Source organism: Viridibacterium curvum (assembly GCF_039544165.1).
Taxonomy (GTDB): domain Bacteria; phylum Pseudomonadota; class Gammaproteobacteria; order Burkholderiales; family Rhodocyclaceae; genus Viridibacterium; species Viridibacterium curvum.
Genome location: NZ_BAABLD010000015.1, coordinates 62872 through 85191 on the forward strand (window position 1 = coordinate 62872; position 22320 = coordinate 85191).

Genomic DNA, 22320 nt, shown 5'->3' on the forward strand with positions numbered 1-22320 from the left:
GATTCATGACGTGACGCTGACAATCCGCATCAGGACTTTCCCTTGGCAAAGAGCGCATCAAGCTTCGCCTCGTAGTCCCAATAGCCAATCGCGTCGTAGAGCTCCTTGCGCGTCTGCATCAACGGCACGACCGGCTGCTGCGTGCCTTCGCGACGCAACACGTCGTAAACGGTCTGTGCTGCCTTGTTCATGGCGCGGAAGGCCGACAACGGGTAGAGCGCGATGGCCACACCTGCAGATGCCAGCTCGTCGCGTGTGAACAACGGCGTGGCACCGAACTCGGTAATGTTGGCGAGCACCGGCACGCGCACGGCATCGACAAAGCGCGCGTACTGCGGCAGCTCGATCATGGCCTCCGGAAAGATGCCGTCGGCGCCGGCTTCGACACAGGCGACGGCGCGCTCGATCGCGGCCTCCATGCCTTCGACAGCCAGCGCATCGGTGCGCGCCATGATGAAAAAGCTGTCGTCGGTTCGCGCATCGACGGCTGCCTTGATGCGGTCGACCATCTCCTGCTTGCTGACGATCTCCTTGTTCGGGCGATGGCCACAACGCTTCGCACCCACCTGATCTTCGATGTGCATCGCGGCGGCGCCGGCCTTGATGAGGCTCTTCGTCGTGCGTGCCACGTTGAAAGCCGAGGCGCCGAAGCCGGTATCCACATCCACCAGCAACGGCAGGTCACACACATCGGTGATGCGGCGCACATCAATGAGCACATCCTCCAGACCACTGATACCCAGATCGGGTAGCCCCAGCGACCCCGCCGCGACACCGCCACCCGAAAGATAGAGCGCGCGATAACCGGCGTGCTGTGCGAGCAAGGCGTGATTGGCGTTGATCGCGCCAGGAATCTGCAAGGGGCGCTCCACGGCGAGCGCGGCGCGGAATTGCTGTCCGGGGGTGAGGCGTGTCTGGCTCATGGCGCTTCCTTGTGAGGGTTGCTTTGCAAGCGCAACCGCCATGCCACACGCCCGCCGCATGCGGGAATGTCCGTAGGCAACGCGCACAGCCCTGCGCAAGGCCGCGCCATGCAAGGGTTTGTGCGCTGCCGCGCGTTGCGTCAGCGGTCGGCTGTGTCAGCGCATGCCAGCGATTTAAGTTTCACGTAAGCAACAACTGTTTCTAATATGAAACATGGCCTCCAACCGACCCCGCCTCTGCGTCCTCGCCTTCCCGCGCCTGGCCCAGCTCGTCGCCGAAGCGGCACAAGCACTCGACGACCAGGTCGAACTCGTCATCGAGAACCGCCGCTTCAGCGACGCCCTCGCGCAAGCGCAAGCGCTCATCGAACGCGGCGCGGTCGATGGATTCATCAGCGCCGGCGCCAACGGCGCACTGTTGCGCCGTCAGCTCGACTACCCGGTAGCCCTCGTGCAGGTCAGCGGCTTCGACATCATGGCCGCCCTTGTGCAGGCCGCGCGCCTGTCGAAATGCTCGCCACCCAGGATCGGCCTCATCACCTTCGAAACCGTCAGCAGCGAACTCGGCGAACTGAGTCAATGGCTGCGCGTCGACCTGCAACTCGCGCGCTACGACGACGCAGGCCATGCGCGCAGCCTCGTGCAGCGCATGCAGGCCGAGGGCGTCGACGTGTTCATCGGCCCCAGCCTCGTCAGCGAAGCGGCCGAGGCGCTGGGCCTGCCCTGCGTCTTTCTCTACACACCCGAGGCGGCGCGGCGCGCGCTCGACGAAGCACTGGCTGCCGCACGCGTGCGTGCCGTCGAGCAGGCGCGCCGCCAGCAGCTTGCCGACATCATCAGCCAGTTGCACGACGGCGTGCTCGCTTTCGACAGCACGCAACGCATCTGGCTCGCCAACCGCGCCATGAGCGAACTGCTGGCCCTGCCTGAAAGCGAGCTGCTGCAACGCCCCGTCGCGCCGCTGCTGCCCGATCTCGACATCGCCAGCGTGCTCAAGCCCGGCGCCCCTGCCGCCCGGCGCCGCGTGTTCACGCTCGGCACACAGCGCATGATCGGCAACCTCATCCCGCTCGACGAAGGCGGTGTGCGTACGGGCGCCGTACTGACCGTGCAGGCAGCTAGCAGTGTCGAGCGCGCCGGGCGCGACCTGCAACGCCATGCACGCAACCAGGCCGCACGCGCGCGGCACAGCCTTGCCGACCTGGTCGGCAACTCACACCCCATGCAGTCGCTGCGCGCTCTCGCCGCGCGCTTCGCCACACTCGACCTGTCAGTGCTGATCGAAGGCGAGTCCGGCACCGGCAAGGAGCTCATTGCACAAGGCATCCACCAGCTCAGTCCGCGCAGCAAAGAGGCCTTTGTCGCCATCAACTGCGCAGCCATGCCCGAGACCCTGCTCGAATCCGAACTCTTCGGCTACGAAGAAGGTGCCTTCACCGGTGCCCTGCGTGGTGGCAAGGCCGGCCTCTTCGAGACAGCACATCGCGGCACGGTCTTCCTCGACGAGATCGGCGACATGTCCGCCGCCCTGCAGGTGCGCCTGCTGCGCGTGCTGCAAGAGCGTGAAGTGCTGCGCGTCGGCGGCCGCGAACCCATCCCCATCGATGTGCGCATCATCGCCGCCACACACCGCAAACTGCCCGAGCAGATCCGCGCCGGGCACTTCAGGCAGGACCTCTTCTACCGCATCAACGGCCTCGCCCTGCAGGTGCCACCCTTGCGCAGCCGCCGCGAAGACCTGCCGCAGCTCATCACCCACCTCGCACAACGCCGCACGGGCACGCCCCTGCCCACCGCGCTGCGACAACAGTTTCTGACCGCCTGCGCGACCTACGCCTGGCCCGGCAACGTGCGCGAACTGGAGAACATGGTCGAACGCCTGCAAGCCGTCGCAAGCGACCTGTCCGACGAGGCCAGCGACGAAGTGCTGCGACTGCTGCTGCCCGAACTGTTCGCGCGCTCTGAGGAACCACTCCCCAGTCACGACCTCGCCAGCACCCGCGCACGCAACGAACGCGCCCACCTCAACGCCGTGCTGCAGGCCTGCGGCGGCAACCTGCAGGCGGCCGCGAAGCAGCTGGGCATCAGCCGCACGACCTTGTGGCGCAAGCTGCGCATGCCAGGCGAGGAACCGCTATGCCAGATCACGCCACAGGTTTGAGAACTGCTGGCTGAACGCCGACAGCAGCCGGGCATCCGTGCTCAGCACAAGATTCTCCTCATTGAGGCGCGCCGCGCTGCGTGTCCAGTTGTAACTGCCGTTGAGCAGAACCCGTTGATCGATGATGGCGAACTTGTGGTGCATGTGGGCGGGCGTACGATCCACCCGCACCGCGATGCCCGACTCCCTGAGCCGCGCGACATCGCTGCCCTCATCTGATGCCTTGTCGTCATCCGTAATGATCCGCAACGACACGCCCCGTTGATAAGCTGCCAGCAGGGCATCGGAGATGCGGTCGTCCGAAATGGTGAAGACACAGACATCAATACTCTGCCTGGCCAGACGAAGCTGGCTGAGGATGGTCTGCAGGCAAGCCTCCCCGGGACTGAAGAACGCTTCGCTGCGCACTGCGGCCGCAGGCTCTCGCGCAGCATCGATTGCGCGCATCACACCCTCCAGCCAGCGCAGCAAGGTACTCGCGTCGTCCCCGGCACCAAGACGTGCCTGCACGATATCGAAGGCGCGATTGCGCGCCCGGCGCAGGCACTCTTCCAGCGGCAGTGCCTCGCTCAGCAGCGCCGTCAGGGAGCGACGCTCTTCGTCACTGAGTCTGTCGTCTGCGATGCTCGCTTCGAGCAGGGCCAGCTCGGGAGATTGTGCCGCCTGCCTCATGCCTTGCGCCTCATTTGCCTTCCGCCGACGGTTTGCTGCGTGCCACGTTGCGCGCAACACCAGACTCCAGCGACTTCTCAAGCTTCTCGACGTAACCGGACATGCGCTTCATCTCATCCCACAGAGTGTGGTCCAGCTTCATCTTGTGGTACGTGGCTGTCACAAGCGGCAACAACACGCGGTCATAGGCCTCGGTCATGCCCTTGATCGCTGCCTCGATACCCGCCACATCGGGCGCACTGTTGCTGATACGGATTTCCGGCTTCACTCCGTTGAGCGTCTCAGCCAGAGTGGCCAGCCCCTGACGCAAACTCTCGTCCAGCCGCGTGTCGCGCCTCAAACCATCGACTGCTCGCGCCAGATCCAGCACCGTGTTGGCGATGCGCTCACTGCCATCATCGCTGCCGCCGAGCTTCTTGAGCCGTGAGAACTCGTCGCAGATTGCCTGCCAGCGCGCACGCTCGGCCTCATCCGGCGAACCCAGCAGATGAGCGAGCTTGAGGAGGTTCTCCTCGGCACCCGTGGTCAGCGTCTGCGCCTCGCCGCGATAGTGGTCGCGCAACAGGGCATCGAGCTCTTCGTCGTGCATCAGCGCAGTGATGCGAACCGCCAGCTTGCTCATGTTGCGGTAACTGCCCTGGAGTTTGAATGGCGGCTCCGTACGGTATTCCTCCTGCTGCGCCGCCGAGGCGATGTAGCTGGCATTCACTTTCAGCAACACGTCACGCGCGCGAAACAGACGTTTCATCAGACCCGTCAGCTCTTCCAGCTCCTGCGCGCTGTAGGCATGCGAGAACTCGCTGCTCGGGATTTCCTCGCCCTCAGCCAGTCGAACGAGACGATGGATGTCTTTGGGATCCCGAGAAGCCATGGGCTGCAGCACCGGGTTCGCCGTGATCGCATTCTCGATGTAGGACAGCGCGAACACCGCCTCGCGGCCGGACAGCATGTCACCCAGGTTGTAGATATCGGCGCGGTTGGCAAGCATGTCCGGAATGCGGAACACATCACCCGACTCCGTGTAGGGATTACCAGCCATCACCACAGCAAAACGCTTGCCGCGCATGTCGTAGGTACGTGGCTCACCATTCCACACACCTTCGATGCGGCGCGTACCGTCAGCGAGGGCGATGAACTTCTGCAGGAACTCAGGACTGGTGTGCTGAATGTCATCCAGATACAGCATCACATTGCTGCCCATGGCCAGACCAAGGTTGAGCTTCTCGAGCTCCTGCCGCGCCGCTGCATGTGCCGCGCTGGCCGGGTCAAGGCCGGTCACGTCGTGCCCCAGTACCGGGCAGTTGATGCGCACGAACACCAGACCCAGACGGTCGGCGACGTATTCCATCAATGTCGTCTTGCCATAACCCGGCGGCGATATAAGCAGCAACATGCCCATGCGGTCCGTTCGGCTGCCCTCGCCCGCCGTGCCCAGCTGCTTGGCAAGGTTGTCACCGACAATCGGCAGGTACACCTCGTCGATGAGCCGATTGCGCACAAAGGTCGCCAGTGGCCTGGCCTGGAACTGCGCCAGGCGCAGACGCGACTTCTCGGCCGCAATCAGATCCTGGCGCAGGGCCTGCAGCTGGTTGAATGCGGGCACGATACCGCGCTCGTGTGCGACATGGCGCTGCCAGAAATCATTGAGATTCAGTGCCAACGTGCCATCAACAATACGCGGGTGTTCACCCAGCAGAGCGCTAACGCTGCGGTCCAGGCTGGCGTTCACCCGCACACGCTGCGCTGGCAGCGCCAGCTTCAGCGCGGCATCAGCAATCCAGGCAGCTGCTGATTTCGGCTGTGCGGCGTCAAAAGCGCGCAGCCACTCGCAGGCCAATGCCCATCGCTCTGCTGGTTGTGCATTGGCAAGATCGTGTTGCCAGGCAGCCAGCTTGCCAGCGCGATCGAGCTGACGCGACAACTCCGCCGCCAGGTCTTCACCGGCGCCCGAGATCACCCAACCCTCGGCGCCGCGCTCACTGGCCAGTTGCGTGACGAGGTACTCCGCTGCGCGCGTACGCAAGGCTTCCTCTGCTGCAACCTCAAGTCCGCCTTGCAAGCCGAAGTGCTGTACAAACGCCGCCATCGTCGTTGCAATGCTGGCAACCAGACGCTCGAAGCTGTGACGCGCACCGAACAGACTGCGCATCTGCTCAGCGGCACGTGCGCCACGCAGATAAGTGTCACGGTCCGCGTCGAGGCAGCCGTGGTACCAGAAGAGCTGCGCCCAGGCGCGCTCTGTCGCGCCAAAGGCCAGCAGACCCGCCTCGGCCTGCATGCCGACAAGCTGCTGCAGGATGCGCAGCGCGTCGCTATCGTGCACGCCCTTCTGATAGCCTTCCTGGTAACGTGCTGCGGCGAAACTCCGCACCAGCTCGGCCAGACGGGATGTCGCATCACCTTCCGTACAAAGCAGCAACAACTCATCCCAGGCCAAAGGACCATTACCTTCCAGCACCGAAGCAAGCAGGCACCCCGCCAGATACTCCGCGCGGTAAAGCATGTCGGTTTCGGAAACCAGACTCAGGTTCCAGTAAGGCTTGAGCGCCGTGAGGCGTTCGTCCTGCACCGGGGAAAAATAGTCGGTACCGGTAAGGTGATAGAAAAGCGCCCCTTCGCGCGGCGCGAGGGTGACGTCCAGCGCCTGACGGCTGACCGTGAAGGCATGCTTGCCCAGCCGCAGCGTATTACCGCCATCACTGACCAGATCGGAGCGATCGCGCACTGCGCGCAAAGCCTGATCACGCGCGGTCTTGAGTCGCGTATCCAGTTCATCTGCCGCGACTGAAGCATCAATGCCACGCAGATCCTCGATCAGCTTGCGCAACTTGCCCAGCAACGGATCGCCGGCGAAATAGCTCTGCACAGACGGCATGTCCGCCAGCTGCGCGACGCGACGCTGCACACCTTCCAGTATGCGTTCGGCTGCATCGACCAGCGCCTGACTGCGACGTTGCCGCGCTTCAAGCAAACTCTGCTTGCGCGCGGTCATGGCTTCGTAGACCGCCTCGCGTTTGGCTGCAATATCGGCGACGAAACCATCCTGCTCGATGAAGCGCCCCTCGAGCTCTTCCAGCTGCGCGAGCAAACGGGTCAGCGCGTCGTCGCACTTTTCTGGCGAGTCAGAGAAATCCAGCGCATTCTCGACGGCTTGTCCGAAGAGCTTGAACTGTGCGCCGAACTCTGCCGCAGACTCGCTGGCACCAAGCCCCTTGCGCGCCCTGCGCGCCTCGGCACGCAAGCGGTTGGCATCGGCATAGACTGACCCGATCTGGTCAAGAATGCGTGTGCGCACCACGGCATCACCACCGGGCAGGCTACCTAGCTGCTCGGTCAGCAGGTCGAGGGCTGCTGCAGTGTCATCCAGTGTTGTCAGGGCACGATCGATGTCGCTCGTGGTGGCAGCTGAAGGCAACTGACTGGCGAGCTTCGCCAGTGTGTCGCGGTAGCCGTTGAAGGCCGAGTCTCCGGCGAGAAACTGAACAGCGCGCTCGCCAACGCGCCCCTGTTCAGTCGCCAGCTCCACGTCCAATCCGTCAATGACATTCAGATCGACATATCGCAATTCACGCAGGCCAAGCAGTTTGCCGCGCTGTTCGCGCAAACGGCCCAGGGCACGCACAAAGTCATCCGGCTTCTGCCACAGCATGCTGGCCACATCGGTCATCAGCACGCGCTGCTCGCCCTGTGCCTGTGTGAGTGCGCGCACAGTATCGCGGCGGATGCTGTCGACCTTTTCGAACTCATCGAGCGTCTGACGTGCCCCGTCTGCAATGCGTTTGAGGCCCGCAAGCAAACCGCCCGCCTCTTCGGCATCCAGCCAGAAATAGGCGTCCTGCACCCGCACGCATTGCCGGATCAGGTCTTCGTAAGCCGTGCGTGTCGGCGTCTGCTCGCGCAAGGCACGGGCAATCGCCATCAACTCCGATATGCCACGCACCAGCTCTGCATTCCCCACGCGACCGAAAAAGCCCTGCGCCCTCGGCGCGGCTGCGGCATGCTCCTCGGTAGCAAAAGGGGTCTGCCAGAGTTGCATGGGATGCATGCGCGCAGGCTCTCCACTCTCGGCCATGAAAACCAGCACACGACCATCCGGGAAACGCGCATAACCATTCGCCACGATGGGCGTAGCAAGCGTCTTGTTGATGAGGTTGTAGGTAAACAGGCCGTAGTGCCCTGGCCCCGGGGCGTAGAAGACGTACAGGACGTCTTCGCCATTCGGAGACCGGATGACGCGCTTGAAGCGCAGACTGTCAACCACGTCGCCCGGCATGTCAAAGCGCTTTGATTCGCCCGACTGCAGGTAGTAACCACCGGGGAAAATGATGCCGTGATCCTCGGGCAGCTGCACACATGCCTTGCCGATGGCATCAATGCGCAGCACCTTCTGGGTGCGCACGTTGTAGACGAGAAAGCGTTCGACCTGCTCGCGGTAGGGCCTGACGCGCAGCAAGATCAGTGACCCAAGCCTTGCGTAAGCAATCTCGGCGTCGGCCAGCGACTGGTTGCGATCCTCGACCGGCTCGGAGTAGATACCCAGACCGGTTTCACTGTTGTTCTCGATCTTGACCGTCAGGTCGCCGTTGACCGTCTCGACGAACACCGTGTCAAGAATGTTCACGTGCGGGTGCTTGCCGCCAACGTGATCTTCACGCTTCGTGAGCGTCCACTCGAAATCATGTGTGGGCGGTAGCGCCATGTCGCGCTCGCCACGATTGTCGACATAGCTGACCAGCCCGTCCGGAGCGATGCTCCAGCGGAAGACGCGCACATCGCTGACCTGCGCGCCGATACGGAATGCTGCGAGCAACTTCTCCTGCGTGACACGCAGCTGGATCAGCTGAGCCTGCTTGTAATAGGCATACAGCTCGCGAAAGTCCGACACGAAGCGCGTGTCTTCCAGAAAACTGCCGGCAAACGACACGCTCTCCAGCTCATCGACACCATCACCTGCTCCCAGTCGATAGAGCGCAAACACGTCACTGACCGTGGTTTCCCGTCGCAGCCCCAGTGTGACGTTGTAACCGAACAGCAACTGATCTCCGATACGCACGATGTCACGTGCCACACAGTTGTTCTCTGTGCGTGCGCGGGTACGCAATATCAACGCCTGATCGGACTTGCCGAATGCCGCCACACGGGCATCGTTGAGTGCATTGGCCTGTGCCAGCAGGGCATCGCCCTGATCCGCCAGTCGTTTCCTGAGCAGCTCGTAGCTGCCACTGTCGGCCACCATGGCCTCGGTCTGGCTAGCGGCAATCTGCGTTTGTGAAGTGTCGTCCATCGTCGCCATCATGAGTATCCGGCGCCTTCATCAGATGAAGGCGATTACCAGCCCGCGCGCAACAGCGCGATCAGTTCTTCACGTTTTGGCTGGGCGTCCAGCCATTCGCGTACGCGTTTGAGCTCGTCAATGCATGCATCGCCATGCTTGCTGCGCAAACCGGCTTCACGCCGCGCACGCAACTCATCGCTCTGCACGCGCCGCTGCCAGGCGACGCTGACAACCTCGCTCAGCCGCGTCGCCAAACCAGCTTGCGCCAGCCCTTGCCACTCGCCCTTGTCCAGCCAGACGAGTTGGCAGGAAGGGCAATGATCGACACGGAAGTCCGGCGTCACACCAACGCGATATCGCTGCATCAGACGCGTGCAGCCTGGGCAGGCTCGCGCCGCTGCGCTATCGCTGACTTCGAAGGCGTCCTGTCCAGCCACGTCCGTGGAGACCGCACGCTCTCGCCACAGACGATAGTCGGGCATGCCCAGCAACACGCCACCGCAGGCCTCGCATTGCTGGACCGGCAAACCCGGCGCCAGTTCTGCGCGGCTAAGCTCGGCCTGGGCCTGACAGTTACAGAAAGTACGGGTACCCATCAGATGCCCGTCGCTGCGCGAACGGCCTCGATCCGGGCAAGCATCTCCGGTGTCAGCTCATCGGTCTTGAGGCGACGCATGATGTTACGCAGCACGCGCTTTTCGTTGGCATCCACCCCGCCATCGCGCAGCGCCACATCGACCAGCTTCTGCAATTCGTCGATGCGTAACTTTCCGTCGTTGCTGAAACACTCGATGGAGCGAAATGCGATCTCAAGGTAATCACGGCTCTCGGTCACGTCCTGCTCTCCTGCTTACTTGCGGAAACCATCAATCAGGGTCTGCAGTGCAGCCTTCTGGCTTTCATTGCCGTCCCGTGCCACTTTGGTCAGCAGAGCTGCAACGCTGAGGTTCTGCAACTCCCCCGCCGAACTTCCCAGTGCGCCGATCAGGTCACGCACGTCTCCCACCATGTCTCGCTCGCCAGTCAGGTGATCCTTGAGGCCAATCTTGAGCGTGTCGCTTTTCGCAATTGCTCCGTCGATACCCTTGCCGATAGAAAGCGCACGCACAAAGCTGTCGAAGTAGTCGCCCTGTCCGCCCACGATGTCGATCTTGGCGTGAGACAGCGCAGCGCCCAGCACTTCGGCCTGTTCCTTGGCGATGCCCGTCTGCGCTTCGATACCGGCCATGGTCTCGGTGTGGGCACGCTCAAGCTGCATGCGGAACTCCTCGTGTTCGCGCGTATCCTGGCTCATGGCCTTCATTGCATCGAACTTCTCACGCAGGCCCTTGGCCTCAGCCTGGAAGCGCGCCTCAATTACCTGTGCGTCTGCCTGACCGGACTTGACCGTGGCGTCGGCATCTGCACTGCGGACATGCACTTCGGCCAGACCCAGTTTTTCCTTGCCCTCTGCTTCGGCGTCCATGCGCGCACGCAAGGCATCGGCTTCTGCAAGGCCGTACTTGCTGACCGCTTCTGCTTCGGCGATCTTCACCTTGGCGTCGACCATCCCTTGCTTCTCCTTGGCATCTGCCGTGACCAGCATGACCTTGGCGGTCGCGAGGCCCGGTGCAGCCGTCATGGCTTCGACGCCCTCGGCCTCGCGCTTCTTCGATTCAGCTTCTTTCTCGGCGACTTTCAACTTGGCGTCGGCCAGCGTGATCTCCTCGGTTGCCTTGTAGCGCGCACGGCGCTCTTCGGCCTCCGCCTCCTTGACCTCCAGCACGAGCTTTTCTTCCGCCTTGCCCTCGGCGGTAATCACAACGGCCTTCTTGTTACGGTCGGCCTCAGCGACAACACGCAGCTCCTTGATCGCCTCTTCCTGCTCGGCCACGGTGCGCTCGACCACGATGCGCTCGCGCACCACGTCGGCAATCGCCTTTTTCTGGATCTCGACGGCCTTGTCCTTCTCGATTTCCTGCAGTGTCACTTCTTTCTGGCGATCGACGATTTCCAGCTCACGGGCGCGTGTGACCTTTTCTTCCTCGATGGCGACGGCACGCTTGCGGTTGTTCTCGGCGACTTCCTTTTCTCTCAGTACGTTCTCCTGCTGCACCGACAACAACTGCTCGGACTGCAGGCGCGCCAGTTCGGCCTTGGTGTGTTCTTCTGCAGCTACCTTGTCTGCCTCGGCTTTTTCGCGCGCACGTACGTTGGCAATCTCACGCGCCTGCTTTGCTTCGGCGTCGGCTTGCTGGCGCTCCAGCTCAAGCATGGCTTCACGGGTTTCTACGTCCTTCTTCTTGATCTGCATCTCTTCGTTACGGCGCAGTTCGTTAGTCCGCACGCTCTCGGTTGCAGTCAGCTCGGTGATCTTCTTGATGCCCTGTGCGTCAAGAATGTTGTGCGGATCAAGCTTGGACAGCGGTGTTTGCTCGAGGTAATCAATTGCGGCGTCTTCCAGCACGTAGCCCGACAGGTCATCGCCAATCTGGCGGATGATCTCGTCGCGGAACTTGTCGCGCGCCTGGTACAGCTCGACAAAGTCCATCGCTTTGCCAACCGTCTTGAGCGCCTCGGAGAACTTGGACGAAAAGAGTTCTTCCAGCGTCTCCTGACTCGACGCACGCTGGCAGCCGATCCCCTGTGCGACCTTCAGCACGTCTTCGGAGGTCTTGTTGACCCGCACGAAGAACTTCACCTTGATGTCGGCCCGGATGTTGTCCTGGCAGATCAGGCCCTCATTGCCGGAGCGATCAATCTCGATGGTCTTGATGGCGATATCCATCATCTCGGACTTGTGGATGATGGGATAGACCATACGCCCGGTGAAGGTAACGTCAGGCTCGGCACGAAGCGTGTTCACGATCATGGCGTAGCCCTGTTCCACCTTGTGATAGAACTTTGCGAACATCGCAAAGACACCCAGGATGAAGAAGGCAAGCAGGCCAGCGGCGATATAGATCGGCTCCATGGATATTCCTCTGAAGAAATGAAAGTTTGTTTGTGATGCTGGATGCTGATTTGTCCGCCGCTACTCGGCGACGATCAGGTAGCGGCTGGCTTGGGGGTCATACTCAAGGATGCGTGCCACGGCACCCTTGCCCAGCGTGTTCGGCGTCGTGGCCCACACGCGAATGTTGATGGATGCGCCATTCGTGCTGACCTCGGCGCGACCAAAACGCTCGTCAACAGTCTGCGTCAGCACCAGGCAGGTCTGCCCGACAATCGAGGCATTGCTTGTCGCACTGTGCGTGACGAAGAGCTTGCGCATGGGTTTGACGATGCGTGCCGTCATGACAATGGCGACACCCACCGCAGCGATCATGGCGGCCGTGCCAACCAGTGCCTTGAACAGCATGGTCGGCACCCACGGAAGAATCCACTCGGAGAAAAGTGCCGTCACCGTCCATGAGATCAGGATCAGCAGACTGACAACGATGGAAAACGGCACTCCGTTCAGCCCCATGGCCACGACGTAGCTGGCCAGCACGCTGATATCGCCAGCGTCGCCATCGAGGTGTGCGTCGGTGTCGACATCGATATCCAGGCTGCTGGACTCGAAGTCAACGAGACCAATCAGCGCAAGCAGCCAGTAGAAAATCACTACCAGTAGCAATGCACTCAGTATCGCGGTGGGATAGCTGAAGGCGACTTCCAGAAAACTGCTCATGACTCCCCCGAAACATTTGCATTACTTCAATCCGGCACGTCTTTCCTCAGGCGCGATGCCTGGATGACGTTCTCGCCGGATTCTCCCATCGGCTGATTGCGTTTCTGCTGATCAGCCCTTTTGTCCTGCAGCTTTCCTGAATGCATTACCGGCAAATGCAATCAGCTCGCGCGTGACACGCTCCTTGATCGCCAACCTGTCGTCCGGTGGCAGACCATAGCGCTCGCCCAACAACTCGTAATCTCCCTGGGCCAGCGACACCGTCAGTCGCGGTCGCTTCGGGCGACTGGACACCGACAGCCCCAGAATCTCGCGAATCTGATCCGAGGTAGACAGGTTGCTGTCGAAGGCCGCACGTCGAATTGCCGACAGCACGGCCTCCTCCACGTCGAACGCTACCTGCACAGCACGGATGGCCTCATCCGAACTTTGCCAGCGTGCCGGCTTGCGCGTGACGCTCATGCGCTACCCGGCTCGCCTTGTGCTGCCGGCGGCACATCCGCCCCCGCCGTTGAGCCCGCCTGACGTGAGCGGATCCTGGCCATGATGGCAGCACGCCGATCCGCTCCTTCGCCGATACCCGCCGCAGCCAGCTTGGCTTCCAGCGCCTTGCTGCCCACTTCATTCTCCAGCTGCTCTGCCGCCGTCATGCGGTCAGCAAGGTCTTCGTGACGTTGCCGGATGCGCTCCAGCGACTCTTTGGCACTGACCAGCTTCGAGCCCGTGCCATCGATGCTGTCGGCAATCGAACGCGTAGCGCGATATACGCTCTCGGTCGTCTTGGCCATGACGATCTGACGCTCGTGCTCGCGGATCTTGGCCTCTGCACCCTTGATCAACTCCTTGAGACGCACCACCTGAACTGCATAGGTCGCATGCGATCTGGTCTGTTCATCAAGCTCTTTTTCAAGCTCGGCCACGCGGCCGGCAACTTCCTCTGCCAAGCCTTCCTGTTGCTTGTTGAGCGCTTCCAGTGCGAGGCCCTCATAACGCGCAACTTCGCCACGCAAGCGCTCGATCTCGCGTGCGCTCTGCATTTCCTTGGCCATCACGCCCGTCAGATCACCGCGCGCCTGCGCCACGTTGTGCTTGGCGTCGACAATTTCCTGCTCGTAGATGCGCGTGGCGTTGGCATCCACCACGCTCTCGCCGATCTCGCGAACGCTGCCGCGCATCAGGGTCACCAGTTTCTTGAGTACAGACATGTTTGCCTCCGCCTATTGCAGGAATTCGGACATGGCGTCCAGCGCATCCAGCGCGTTGTCGCTCAGTGTTGCCACGTCATGCGCAACATCTTCGGCGCGTGCGTTACGCGCCAGTGCTCCAAGCAATACGTAGTGATTACCAACCCGCCCGAACGACGACAGCGGGACAGACGGGTTCAGATCCAGCAAGGTCTCCAGCAGCTCGGTGCGCCGCTCGGGCAACAGGTCAGATTCCTCCCACAGGTAACACATGCAGAGAATCTGACTGTCCGAGCAAGTGACGTAGATGGGCAGGGCATCACGCTGCTCAATGCTCACCTGGATCACCTCCACCTCGCCCGGAATGGGTTGCAAATGCACCCCGAGCCCACCCAGCGCATCGCTTGTCATCAACTCCAGGCCACGCAGTTGCTCTTGCAAAGTTTTCATGGCGCGACTGATTACCTCTTTCCTGATGTGCAGCGGCTATCGCCGCGCTGCTCTGGCACGTCGCGTCGATGCGACGTGAGTCCAGATTAGGAACCCCGACATAAAATGTCAAGACATAAAATGTCAGACCTTCGGGCATAGGCGCTCGGGTAAGATCCCCCCACAACAAGATTTGCGGAGGTGAGCGTGGGGGGAGACCTGTTCGTCATCGGCGCATTGCTGGCTGTGGGCTACCTTGTGGTGCTGCCCCTCCTGCTGATCGTCACCTGGCAGCGCAGCCGCCGCGTCGAGCGCGAATTCGCGGTGCTCGAAGAGGGCATGCAGTTCCTGCTCAAACGCATCCAGAAGCTGGAAGGCATTGGCGAGCCCTCAGCCCCACCTCCCGCGGTCAGTACGCCACCGATCTCCGCGCCTGCGCCAATCGAGCAATCGGCGCCCCCCTTCAGCGAAGCGGTCAGCACAGCTGCACCGCCTGCGTCGCTCGAAGCCTCCGTGTCCATCGACGAGCCGCCTCCCGCAGACGAAGTGCCGCCGCCAGCACAGCCCATCGACACTGTCGCCACGCCGCGCCCACCCGCCGAACCACCCGCCCCCAACCCGCTGTCCGGCCTGGTGTCATGGTTCCTGCGCGGCAACCCCATTGCCAAGCTCGGTGTGCTGTTGCTCTTCTTCGGCCTGGCCTTTCTTTTCAAGTACGCTGCCGAACGCGACATGCTGCCCATCGAGCTGCGACTCGCGGGCGCGGCGGGGCTCGCCATCGGCCTGCTGTCGCTGGGCTGGCGTTTGCGCGACAAAGCGCCGCTGTATGGACTTGTGCTGCAAGGGGGCGCCGTCGGCGCGCTGTACCTGACGAGCTTTGCGGCCTTCCGCCTGTATGACCTGCTGCCGCATGGCCTGAGCCTCGCATTGCTGATCGTCATCTGCGCCGCCAGCGTGGCGCTGGCCGTTTTGCAACGCGCGCAGAGCCTCGCGGTGCTCGCCAGTACGGGTGGCTATCTGGCGCCGGTGCTGCTGTCGACAGGGGGTGGCAGTCACATTGCGCTGTTCTCTTACTACGCGCTGCTGTCACTGGGCATTCTCGCCGTGAGCCTGTGGCAGCAATGGCGGCCGCTCAACCTCGTCGGTTTCTTCTTCAGCTTCGGCGTTGCGCTGCTGTGGGGCGCGGATCACTACTCGCCCGAGCACTACGCAAGCAGCCAGTTCTTCCTGCTGCTCAACCTCGTCATTTTCGGACTGCTGGCGATGCGCTTCGCCTTGCGGCACCCGGAGTCGAAAACACGTGGCGCAGGCCTCATCGACGGCACGCTCGTCTTCGGCACGCCGCTCGTAGGTTTCGGCATCCAGTACGCGATCACGAAGCAGTGGCAGTATGGCCCGGCCTTCTCTGCACTGGGCTTTGCCGCGCTCTACCTGCCGCTGGCGGCGTGGCTGGTGCGCCGCTGGCCCGAGACGGGTCGCCGCATGGCGATGAGCCTGCTGGCCGTGGGTGCGGGCTTCGTGACGCTGGCGATTCCGCTCGCCCTCTCTGCGCGCTGGACCGCGCTGGCCTGGGCGCTGGAAGGCCTCGGCGTGCTGTGGGCCGGCCGCTTGCAGCAGCAACCCCGCATCAGCTGGAGCGGCACCGCGTTGCTGGTGCTGGCTGCCATCTCGGGCGGCATTGCATTCGATGGTCTGCTGGACGCGACCAGCTTCCTGCTCATCGCCTTCACACTCGCGCTGTGCTGGATCGCAGGCGGCCACCTCTGGCGTGCCACCGCCGACGCAGCAGCACGCAGCGATGAGCGTCTGCTCTCCCCCGCCCTGCTCATCGGCGGTGTGGCGTTCTGGTTGCTGGGCATTGCAGATGGCGCAGACCGCCTGCTCGATGGGCCCGAAGCGCGCATGGCCGCACTTGCCTGCACGGCGGTCAGCGCATGGTTGTGGCAGCGCGCGGGCGAACGCAGCCAGTGGCCGTTGCTGCGGCATGCGAGCTGGGTACTGTGGCCCGTGTCCGCATTAATCCTCGTACTGCAGACCCTGCACGACGAACACGCGCTGGCCGTGCACGGGTGGGCGCTCGCCTGGCCCCTGGCGCTGGGCTTGGGCTGGTATCTGCTGCGTCGCGCCGAACAGCCCGCCACCCTGCTCCACCCGCGCGCGAGCGTTGCGCTGCACGCCGGCCTCACCTGGGGCCTGCTGGGTCTGTGTTTCGTCGAGCTCGGTTGGCAAATGGAACAGTTGCCCTGGGGCATGACCGAGTGGCGCTTTGCGTGCTTCCTGGTCTTCAGTGGCATCGCCATCCTGCTGCTGCGCGCACTCACCCGTCGCGGCATCTGGCCCTTGAGCACTCATGCAATGAGCTACTGGCTCGGTGGCCTGCTGCCCGTCTTGCCCATCGCACTGTTCCTGCTGCTCATCGGCAACCTGCTCGATGCACAGATGCCAGAGACGCCCTACATTCCACTGCTCAACCCGCTGGAAGAAGCCGCACTGTTCGCCCTGCTGATGCTCGAAGTGTGGCGCCAGCAATGCAGCCAGCTGCTCGGTCGTTCTTTGCCCGCGCTGCGCCTCGTGCTCTACGCGATCGGCATCTGGTGGGCCAATGGCCTGCTGTTGCGCACACTCGCGGAGATTGGTGACCTGCGCTGGCAGTGGCAAGCGCTGTGGGACTCGCGCCTCGTGCAGACCAGTTTTGCCCTGATCTGGACGCTTGCCGCACTCGCCACCATGCTGCTTGCCGTGAGGCGTCACAGCCGCGCCGTGTGGATGGCGGGTGCCGCCCTGCTCGGCATCGTCATCGTCAAACTCTTCCTCGTCGATAGCGCCCACGGTGGCGGCCTGGCACGCGCGATCGCCTTCATCGGCGTCGCGCTGCTGATCCTCGCCATCGGCTATTTCGCCCCGCTGCCGCCCAGGCGCACAACTGACGACGCGCCCCCGCAAGGAGACTCCGCATGACCCGCGCCGCACGCCACGCCGCTGCACTGCTCGCTCTCAGCCTGCTGCCTGTACTGACGCACGCCGCCACCGCACTTCAGCCGGCAGATTTCGCCACTGGCCGCGTGCTGCGCGTCGAAGGCAATGCGCCTTTCTATCGCATCACGCTGCCGCCCGATCTTTACACCAGCACGGCCTACCCCGATCTGCGCGACCTGCGCGTCTTCAACGGACAAGCCGAAGCACTGCCTTTCGCGCTTGTGCAGCCGCCGGGCAGAGAGAGCGCTGCGCGCAGCATCAGCCTGCGAAGTTTCAAGCTCGTCAGCCAGCCGGCACAGAGCGACACGCCGCGCGTCGAATTGGTCACCCCCGGTGTCAGGCTGCAAGTCGCGCAAGCGGGCAGCAAGACGACCGCCGCCGAATACCTGCTCACCGCGCACATCACGAAAGACGGCCCGCCCCCTTCCCTCACCAGCCTGCATCTGGAGTGGGAAGCCAGCGGCAACTGGCAACAGCGCGTCAGCGTCGAAGGCAGTCACGACCTCAAATACTGGACACCTGTCGCACAGGATCAACCGGTGATGGATCTGCAGAACGGCTCTCAGCGCTTTGTGCAAGCCGACATTCCATTCGGGTACGCGGCGGACTTCCCGTACTGGCGCTTGCGCTTCGATCAGGGCGAAGCCCCGGGCTTGCGCGAAGTGACAGCGCAACTCGCTACCGAACGCACCCCTGCGCCGCCCGTGAGCATCGCTGCGTCGCCGCTGCGTGGCGGCCAGAACGGCGACGGCAGCGCGCTCTATCAGCTGCCCGCCGCCGTGCAGTTCAGCGCGCTGCGCATCCTGCCCATGGAGCCCAACAGCGTGCTGCCATTGCGCATCGAAACGCGTGCCGACGAAAAATCAGCATGGCTTCCCTGGGCCAGCAGCGTGGCCTACCGCCTCGCCGGCCCGCAAGGTGAGCGCCGGTCCGCCGCCATCCAGGGCCCCACCGTGGTGGCGCGTGAACTGCGCCTCGTCCCCGTCGGCCCCGGCTGGGGCAGCCTTGCCCCCGCGGTGCAGGCAGAGCGCAGCGCACTGGAACTTGTCTTCAATGCACGCGGCAGTGGCCCCTGGCTGCTTGCCTGGGGCAGCCGCGCGGCAACCGACGCCAGCCTGCCGCTCGACACCCTGCAGACCGGCAAGAAGGCCGACGACATCGACACCTTGCCGCACGCCATCATCGGCGCGACAGAAACCCTTGGCGGTGCAGAGCGCCTCACCGCGCCCGCCCCCGCCGAGAAGCAGCAACGCTGGCGCACAGCACTTGTCTGGGTGGCGCTGATTGCGGGCGCAGCGGCGCTGGCGCGGCTTGCGTTCAGTGTGTGGAAACAAACCAGGGCTGCCTGATCCTTCGCTCACATCAAAACAAAACGGCCGCCTCAAGGGCGGCCGTTTTGCTGATAAGCGCTCGGGATCAGACGTTGAACAGGAAGTTCAACACGTCGCCATCCTTGACCACGTACTCCTTGCCTTCGGAGCGCATCTTGCCGGCTTCCTTGGCGCCGGTTTCACCCTTGAACTGGATGAAGTCCTCGAAGGCAATCGTCTGTGCGCGGATGAAGCCGCGTTCGAAGTCGGTGTGGATCACGCCAGCCGCCTGCGGTGCGGTGTCGCCCTTGTGGATGGTCCAGGCGCGCACTTCCTTCACGCCAGCCGTGAAGTAGGTCTGCAGACCGAGCAGATCGTAGCCGGCGCGGATCAGGCGGTTGAGGCCGGGTTCTTCAAGGCCGAGGTCGGCGAGGAAGGCGAGCTTGTCTTCATCGTCGAGGTCAGCGAGCTCCTGCTCGATCTTGGCGCAGACGGCCACGACGGGCGCGCCTTCTTTTGCCGCGTGTTCGCGCAAGCGATCGAGGTAGGCGTTGTTCTCGAAGCCGTCTTCGAGCACGTTGCCGACGTACATGGCGGGCTTGATGGTCATCAGGCACAGCGGCTTGATGAGGAGCTTCTCGTCGTCTGACAGCCCCATGGTGCGTGCGGGCTGGCCTTCGTTGAGGTGCGGCAGCAGCTTTTCCAGCACAGCGACCAGCTTCTGAGCATCCTTGTCACCGGACTTGGCCTTCTTGCCATCGCGCACAATGGCTTTTTCGACGGCAGACATGTCAGCCAGCGCGAGTTCGGTGACGATGGTTTCGATGTCGGCGATGGGGTCGACGCGGCCCGAAACGTGCACGACGTTTTCGTCGTCAAAGCAGCGCACGACGTTGACGATGGCATCCGTCTCGCGGATGTTGGCGAGGAACTGGTTGCCCAGACCTTCGCCCTTGGAAGCGCCCGCGACGAGACCCGCGATGTCGACGAACTCGACGATGGCGGGCTGGATCTTCTGCGGTTTGACGATCTCTGAGAGCTGCGCAAGTCGCGGGTCAGGCACTTCGACGATGCCAACGTTGGGCTCGATGGTGCAGAACGGGTAGTTCTCGGCCGCAATGCCGGCCTTGGTGAGCGCGTTGAAGAGGGTGGACTTGCCGACGTTGGGCAGGCCGACGATGCCGCACTTGAGACTCATGTTGAGGATTCCTTGGGCGCGGGGGGACGCGCATTGATGACCCGGGTTGCCGCTTCCCATTCGCCGGCGGCCATCTTTGGCCAGGCCTCAAGCGCGCGATCGATGGATGCGTCGATGAGTTCCTGCTCGGCGCGCTGGGCGCGATTGAGGACGAAGTTTGCCACTTGCGACTTGTCACCGGGATGACCGATGCCAACGCGCAAACGCCAATAGTCTTGCGTGGAGAGTCGGGACGAAATGTCTTTCAGCCCGTTGTGACCGCCCAGCCCACCGCCGTACTTGAGGCGCAACTGGCCGGGGGGGATATCCAGCTCATCGTGCACGACGAGGATCTCGTTGGGCAGGATGCGGAAAAAGTGCGCCAGGGCCAGCACTGACTGGCCAGATCGGTTCATGAAAGTCTGCGGTAGCAGGATCCAGACGTTGCCCACCTTGCCGACGTAGCCGTGATACTTCGATTCGAGATTGAGGCGCGCACCCAGCTTGTCCGCGAGGCGCTCACAAAACCAAAACCCGGCGTTGTGCCGGGTTTCGGAGTATTCGGGCCCGGGATTACCGAGCCCGACGATCAGCCTGGGTGCTACCTGCGTCATCAGGCAGCAGGGGCTGCAGCCTCGGCTTCGCCGCCACCACGCACTTGCAGGATGGTGGCCACGACCGGATCGCCTTCGCCGTGATGCACGACTTCAACGCCCTTGGGCAGCTTGAGTTGCGACACATGCACCGAGTGACCCAGCGCCAGATCCTTCAGGTCCACTTCGATGAACTCGGGCAGATCAGCCGGCAGGCAGGATACGTCGATTTCAGTTGCCACGTGCGACACGATACCGCCGCTGAGCTTGACGCCCGGGGCAATGTCGGCGTTCACGAAGTGCAGGGGCACCTTGGTGTGCAGCTTCTGGTTGGCATCCACGCGCTGGAAGTCCAGGTGCAGCACTTGCTGACGGAACGGGTGCCATTGGGTCGAACGCAGGATCACGGCTTCCTTGCTGCCTTCCACGTCGGCCGTCACGACGGACGAGTGGAACTTCTCGTTGCGCAGCAGGTGGAAGATCTGGTTGTGATCCAGAGTGACGTTGATAGCAGGCTTGCCACTACCGTAGATGATGCCGGGGACGCTGCCAGCGCGACGGAGGCGGCGGCTCGCACCCGTACCTTGTGCCTCGCGCTTGGTAGCTGCAAAAGTAAAGTTCATAACAATCTCCAAAATTCGGTAACGCCCGCGACCAGACGCCACCACTCAAAAAGGATCACGCCAGAAGCACGATCCCGAAACCTGCCAGAGGGCCCACGGATTATCCGCCGGGCCGTCCCAAGGAAAATCCGTCACCCCCTCGGGGGGTGGTGCGCCTACCGAAGTGTGGCGCACCGGGGTACAACAATTACTCATCCATGAAGAGCGAGGAAACAGACTCTTCGTTGCTGATGCGCAACATTGTGTCGGCCATCAGCGCGCCAATCGACACCTGCTTGATCTTGCCCGTTGCCTTGGCATCGTCACGCAGCGGGATGGTGTCCGTCACGACCAGCTGGTCAAGATCGGAATCCGCAATGCGACTGACCGCAGCACCCGACAGCACGGCGTGCGTGATATACGCCACCACGCGGCTCGCACCATGTTCCTTCAGTGCCTGCGCAGCCTTGCACAGGGTACCGGCAGTATCGACGATGTCATCGACGATCACGCAGGTACGGCCCGACACGTCGCCGATGATGTTCATTACTTCCGACACGTTGGCCTTGGGGCGGCGCTTGTCGATGATGGCCAGATCGGTCTCCAGATGCTTGGCGACAGCACGTGCTCGCACCACACCACCGACGTCCGGCGACACCACCAGAAGGTTGTCCGCCACTTCATTCTTGCGCAGCGCATCCAGCAACAGCGGCGTGGCGTAGATGTTGTCGACCGGGATGTCGAAAAAGCCCTGGATCTGGTCAGCGTGCAGGTCAACCGTCAGCACGCGCTGCACACCCACAGCCTGCAGCATGTTCGCCACGACCTTGGCCGTAATCGGCACACGCGCCGAACGAGGACGACGGTCCTGGCGCGCGTAACCAAAATACGGGATGGCTGCCGTGATCCGCCCGGCCGAAGCGCGCTTGAGCGCGTCAACCATGATCATCAGCTCCATCACATTGTCATTGGTCGGCTGGCACGTCGGCTGCAGGATGAAGACATCCTTGCCACGCACGTTTTCGAGAATCTCGACGACGACCTCACCATCGGAGAAACGACCCACGGTCGCCGATCCGATGGAGATGCCCAGACGCTTGACCACGTCAGCCGCCAGTTTCGGATTGGCGTTGCCGGTAAAGACCATCAAGCTGCCGTAAGCCATGCGCACCCCATGACAGAAATGACAAACAAATAACCCGCTATTTTCGGCACAACGCAGCTGACGCGGCGCCGAAAAGCACACGGGCAGGTCGCTTTGAGCGACCTGCCCGATCATCTGGCTGGGGAAGAAGGACTCGAACCTTCGAATGCCGGAATCAAAATCCGGTGCCTTGCCAACTTGGCGACTCCCCAAAACTCTTTA

The 22320-nt window shown here is 62.8% G+C and carries 17 protein-coding genes and 1 tRNA gene; 3 read left to right on the plus strand and 15 right to left on the minus strand.

What is annotated here, in order from left to right; all coding sequences use genetic code 11:
- Positions 1 to 29 precede the first annotated feature (29 nt).
- Positions 30 to 923 (minus strand): methylisocitrate lyase, encoded by an 894-nt coding sequence (prpB, locus tag ABEA02_RS15620; protein ID WP_345534024.1) that lies wholly within the window; start codon positions 921 to 923, stop codon positions 30 to 32.
- Positions 924 to 1137: 214 nt separating this feature from the next.
- On the opposite strand from prpB, the gene prpR reads away from it, so the two are divergent.
- Positions 1138 to 3084, plus strand: coding sequence for a propionate catabolism operon regulatory protein PrpR (gene prpR, locus ABEA02_RS15625; protein ID WP_345534025.1), 1947 nt, complete (start codon positions 1138 to 1140; stop codon positions 3082 to 3084).
- Here the strand turns inward: prpR and ABEA02_RS15630 are convergent.
- The 9 genes from ABEA02_RS15630 to ABEA02_RS15670 form a co-directional block, all read right to left on the minus strand.
- Positions 3058 to 3756, minus strand: coding sequence for a phospholipase D-like domain-containing protein (locus tag ABEA02_RS15630; protein ID WP_345534026.1), 699 nt, complete (start codon positions 3754 to 3756; stop codon positions 3058 to 3060). The genes prpR and ABEA02_RS15630 overlap by 27 nt on opposite strands.
- Positions 3757 to 3766: 10 nt before the next feature.
- Entirely contained in the window at positions 3767 to 9040 is a 5274-nt protein-coding gene (locus ABEA02_RS15635) for a DNA repair ATPase (RefSeq protein ID WP_345534027.1), read from the minus strand.
- 44 nt (positions 9041 to 9084) lie between these two features.
- Positions 9085 to 9627, minus strand: a complete 543-nt coding sequence (locus tag ABEA02_RS15640) for a TFIIB-type zinc ribbon-containing protein (RefSeq protein WP_345534028.1) — start codon at positions 9625 to 9627, stop codon at positions 9085 to 9087.
- Positions 9627 to 9866 (minus strand): hypothetical protein, encoded by a 240-nt coding sequence (locus ABEA02_RS15645; protein WP_345534029.1) that lies wholly within the window; start codon positions 9864 to 9866, stop codon positions 9627 to 9629. The genes ABEA02_RS15640 and ABEA02_RS15645 overlap by 1 nt, the downstream gene beginning before the upstream one ends.
- 15 nt (positions 9867 to 9881) lie before the next feature.
- Positions 9882 to 11984: a flotillin family protein gene (locus tag ABEA02_RS15650; RefSeq protein ID WP_345534030.1), complete on the minus strand. Its 2103-nt coding sequence runs from the start codon at positions 11982 to 11984 to the stop codon at positions 9882 to 9884.
- Between the two features lie 60 nt (positions 11985 to 12044).
- A complete protein-coding gene (locus ABEA02_RS15655; RefSeq protein WP_345534031.1) occupies positions 12045 to 12683 on the minus strand; it encodes a hypothetical protein in 639 nt (212 codons plus the stop codon).
- Between the two features lie 111 nt (positions 12684 to 12794).
- Positions 12795 to 13145 (minus strand): hypothetical protein, encoded by a 351-nt coding sequence (locus ABEA02_RS15660; protein ID WP_345534032.1) that lies wholly within the window; start codon positions 13143 to 13145, stop codon positions 12795 to 12797.
- Complete coding sequence (locus tag ABEA02_RS15665; RefSeq protein WP_345534033.1) at positions 13142 to 13888, minus strand: PspA/IM30 family protein; 747 nt, start codon at positions 13886 to 13888, stop codon at positions 13142 to 13144. Before ABEA02_RS15665 ends, ABEA02_RS15660 begins: the two co-directional genes overlap by 4 nt.
- Positions 13889 to 13900: 12 nt before the next feature.
- Complete coding sequence (locus tag ABEA02_RS15670) at positions 13901 to 14317, minus strand: YjfI family protein (protein ID WP_345534034.1); 417 nt, start codon at positions 14315 to 14317, stop codon at positions 13901 to 13903.
- A 186-nt stretch (positions 14318 to 14503) separates the two neighbouring features.
- On the opposite strand from ABEA02_RS15670, the gene ABEA02_RS15675 reads away from it, so the two are divergent.
- Positions 14504 to 17254 (plus strand): DUF2339 domain-containing protein, encoded by a 2751-nt coding sequence (locus ABEA02_RS15675; RefSeq protein ID WP_345534035.1) that lies wholly within the window; start codon positions 14504 to 14506, stop codon positions 17252 to 17254.
- Positions 17251 to 18621 (plus strand): DUF3999 family protein, encoded by a 1371-nt coding sequence (locus ABEA02_RS15680; protein WP_345534036.1) that lies wholly within the window; start codon positions 17251 to 17253, stop codon positions 18619 to 18621. The genes ABEA02_RS15675 and ABEA02_RS15680 overlap by 4 nt, the downstream gene beginning before the upstream one ends.
- A gap of 67 nt (positions 18622 to 18688) precedes the next feature.
- Here the strand turns inward: ABEA02_RS15680 and ychF are convergent, their stop codons facing one another.
- The 5 genes from ychF to ABEA02_RS15705 form a co-directional block, all read right to left on the minus strand.
- Positions 18689 to 19780, minus strand: a complete 1092-nt coding sequence (gene ychF, locus ABEA02_RS15685; protein WP_345534037.1) for a redox-regulated ATPase YchF — start codon at positions 19778 to 19780, stop codon at positions 18689 to 18691.
- A complete protein-coding gene (pth, locus tag ABEA02_RS15690) occupies positions 19777 to 20373 on the minus strand; it encodes an aminoacyl-tRNA hydrolase (protein ID WP_345534038.1) in 597 nt (198 codons plus the stop codon). The genes ychF and pth overlap by 4 nt, the downstream gene beginning before the upstream one ends.
- On the minus strand, positions 20373 to 20975 hold the full coding sequence (locus ABEA02_RS15695; RefSeq protein ID WP_345534039.1) for a 50S ribosomal protein L25/general stress protein Ctc: 603 nt from the start codon (positions 20973 to 20975) through the stop codon (positions 20373 to 20375). Before ABEA02_RS15695 ends, pth begins: the two co-directional genes overlap by 1 nt.
- Before the next feature lie 187 nt (positions 20976 to 21162).
- Entirely contained in the window at positions 21163 to 22119 is a 957-nt protein-coding gene (locus tag ABEA02_RS15700) for a ribose-phosphate pyrophosphokinase (RefSeq protein ID WP_345534040.1), read from the minus strand.
- A 115-nt stretch (positions 22120 to 22234) separates the two neighbouring features.
- Positions 22235 to 22310: transfer RNA gene (locus ABEA02_RS15705), tRNA-Gln, on the minus strand.
- Positions 22311 to 22320: the final 10 nt, after the last annotated feature.

Excerpts from the sequence above, each read along its gene's own strand:
- prpB (WP_345534024.1), bottom strand. The coding sequence starts at position 923 with ATGAGCCAGACACGCCTCACCCCCGGACAGCAATTCCGCGCCGCGCTC.
- prpR (WP_345534025.1), top strand. The coding sequence starts at position 1,138 with ATGGCCTCCAACCGACCCCGCCTCTGCGTCCTCGCCTTCCCGCGCCTG.
- ABEA02_RS15630 (WP_345534026.1), bottom strand. The coding sequence starts at position 3,756 with ATGAGGCAGGCGGCACAATCTCCCGAGCTGGCCCTGCTCGAAGCGAGC.
- ABEA02_RS15635 (WP_345534027.1), bottom strand. The coding sequence starts at position 9,040 with ATGGACGACACTTCACAAACGCAGATTGCCGCTAGCCAGACCGAGGCC.
- ABEA02_RS15640 (WP_345534028.1), bottom strand. The coding sequence starts at position 9,627 with ATGGGTACCCGTACTTTCTGTAACTGTCAGGCCCAGGCCGAGCTTAGC.
- ABEA02_RS15650 (WP_345534030.1), bottom strand. The coding sequence starts at position 11,984 with ATGGAGCCGATCTATATCGCCGCTGGCCTGCTTGCCTTCTTCATCCTG.
- ABEA02_RS15655 (WP_345534031.1), bottom strand. The coding sequence starts at position 12,683 with ATGAGCAGTTTTCTGGAAGTCGCCTTCAGCTATCCCACCGCGATACTG.
- ABEA02_RS15660 (WP_345534032.1), bottom strand. The coding sequence starts at position 13,145 with ATGAGCGTCACGCGCAAGCCGGCACGCTGGCAAAGTTCGGATGAGGCC.
- ABEA02_RS15665 (WP_345534033.1), bottom strand. The coding sequence starts at position 13,888 with ATGTCTGTACTCAAGAAACTGGTGACCCTGATGCGCGGCAGCGTTCGC.
- ABEA02_RS15670 (WP_345534034.1), bottom strand. The coding sequence starts at position 14,317 with ATGAAAACTTTGCAAGAGCAACTGCGTGGCCTGGAGTTGATGACAAGC.
- ABEA02_RS15680 (WP_345534036.1), top strand. The coding sequence starts at position 17,251 with ATGACCCGCGCCGCACGCCACGCCGCTGCACTGCTCGCTCTCAGCCTG.
- ychF (WP_345534037.1), bottom strand. The coding sequence starts at position 19,780 with ATGAGTCTCAAGTGCGGCATCGTCGGCCTGCCCAACGTCGGCAAGTCC.
- pth (WP_345534038.1), bottom strand. The coding sequence starts at position 20,373 with ATGACGCAGGTAGCACCCAGGCTGATCGTCGGGCTCGGTAATCCCGGG.
- ABEA02_RS15695 (WP_345534039.1), bottom strand. The coding sequence starts at position 20,975 with ATGAACTTTACTTTTGCAGCTACCAAGCGCGAGGCACAAGGTACGGGT.
- ABEA02_RS15700 (WP_345534040.1), bottom strand. The coding sequence starts at position 22,119 with ATGGCTTACGGCAGCTTGATGGTCTTTACCGGCAACGCCAATCCGAAA.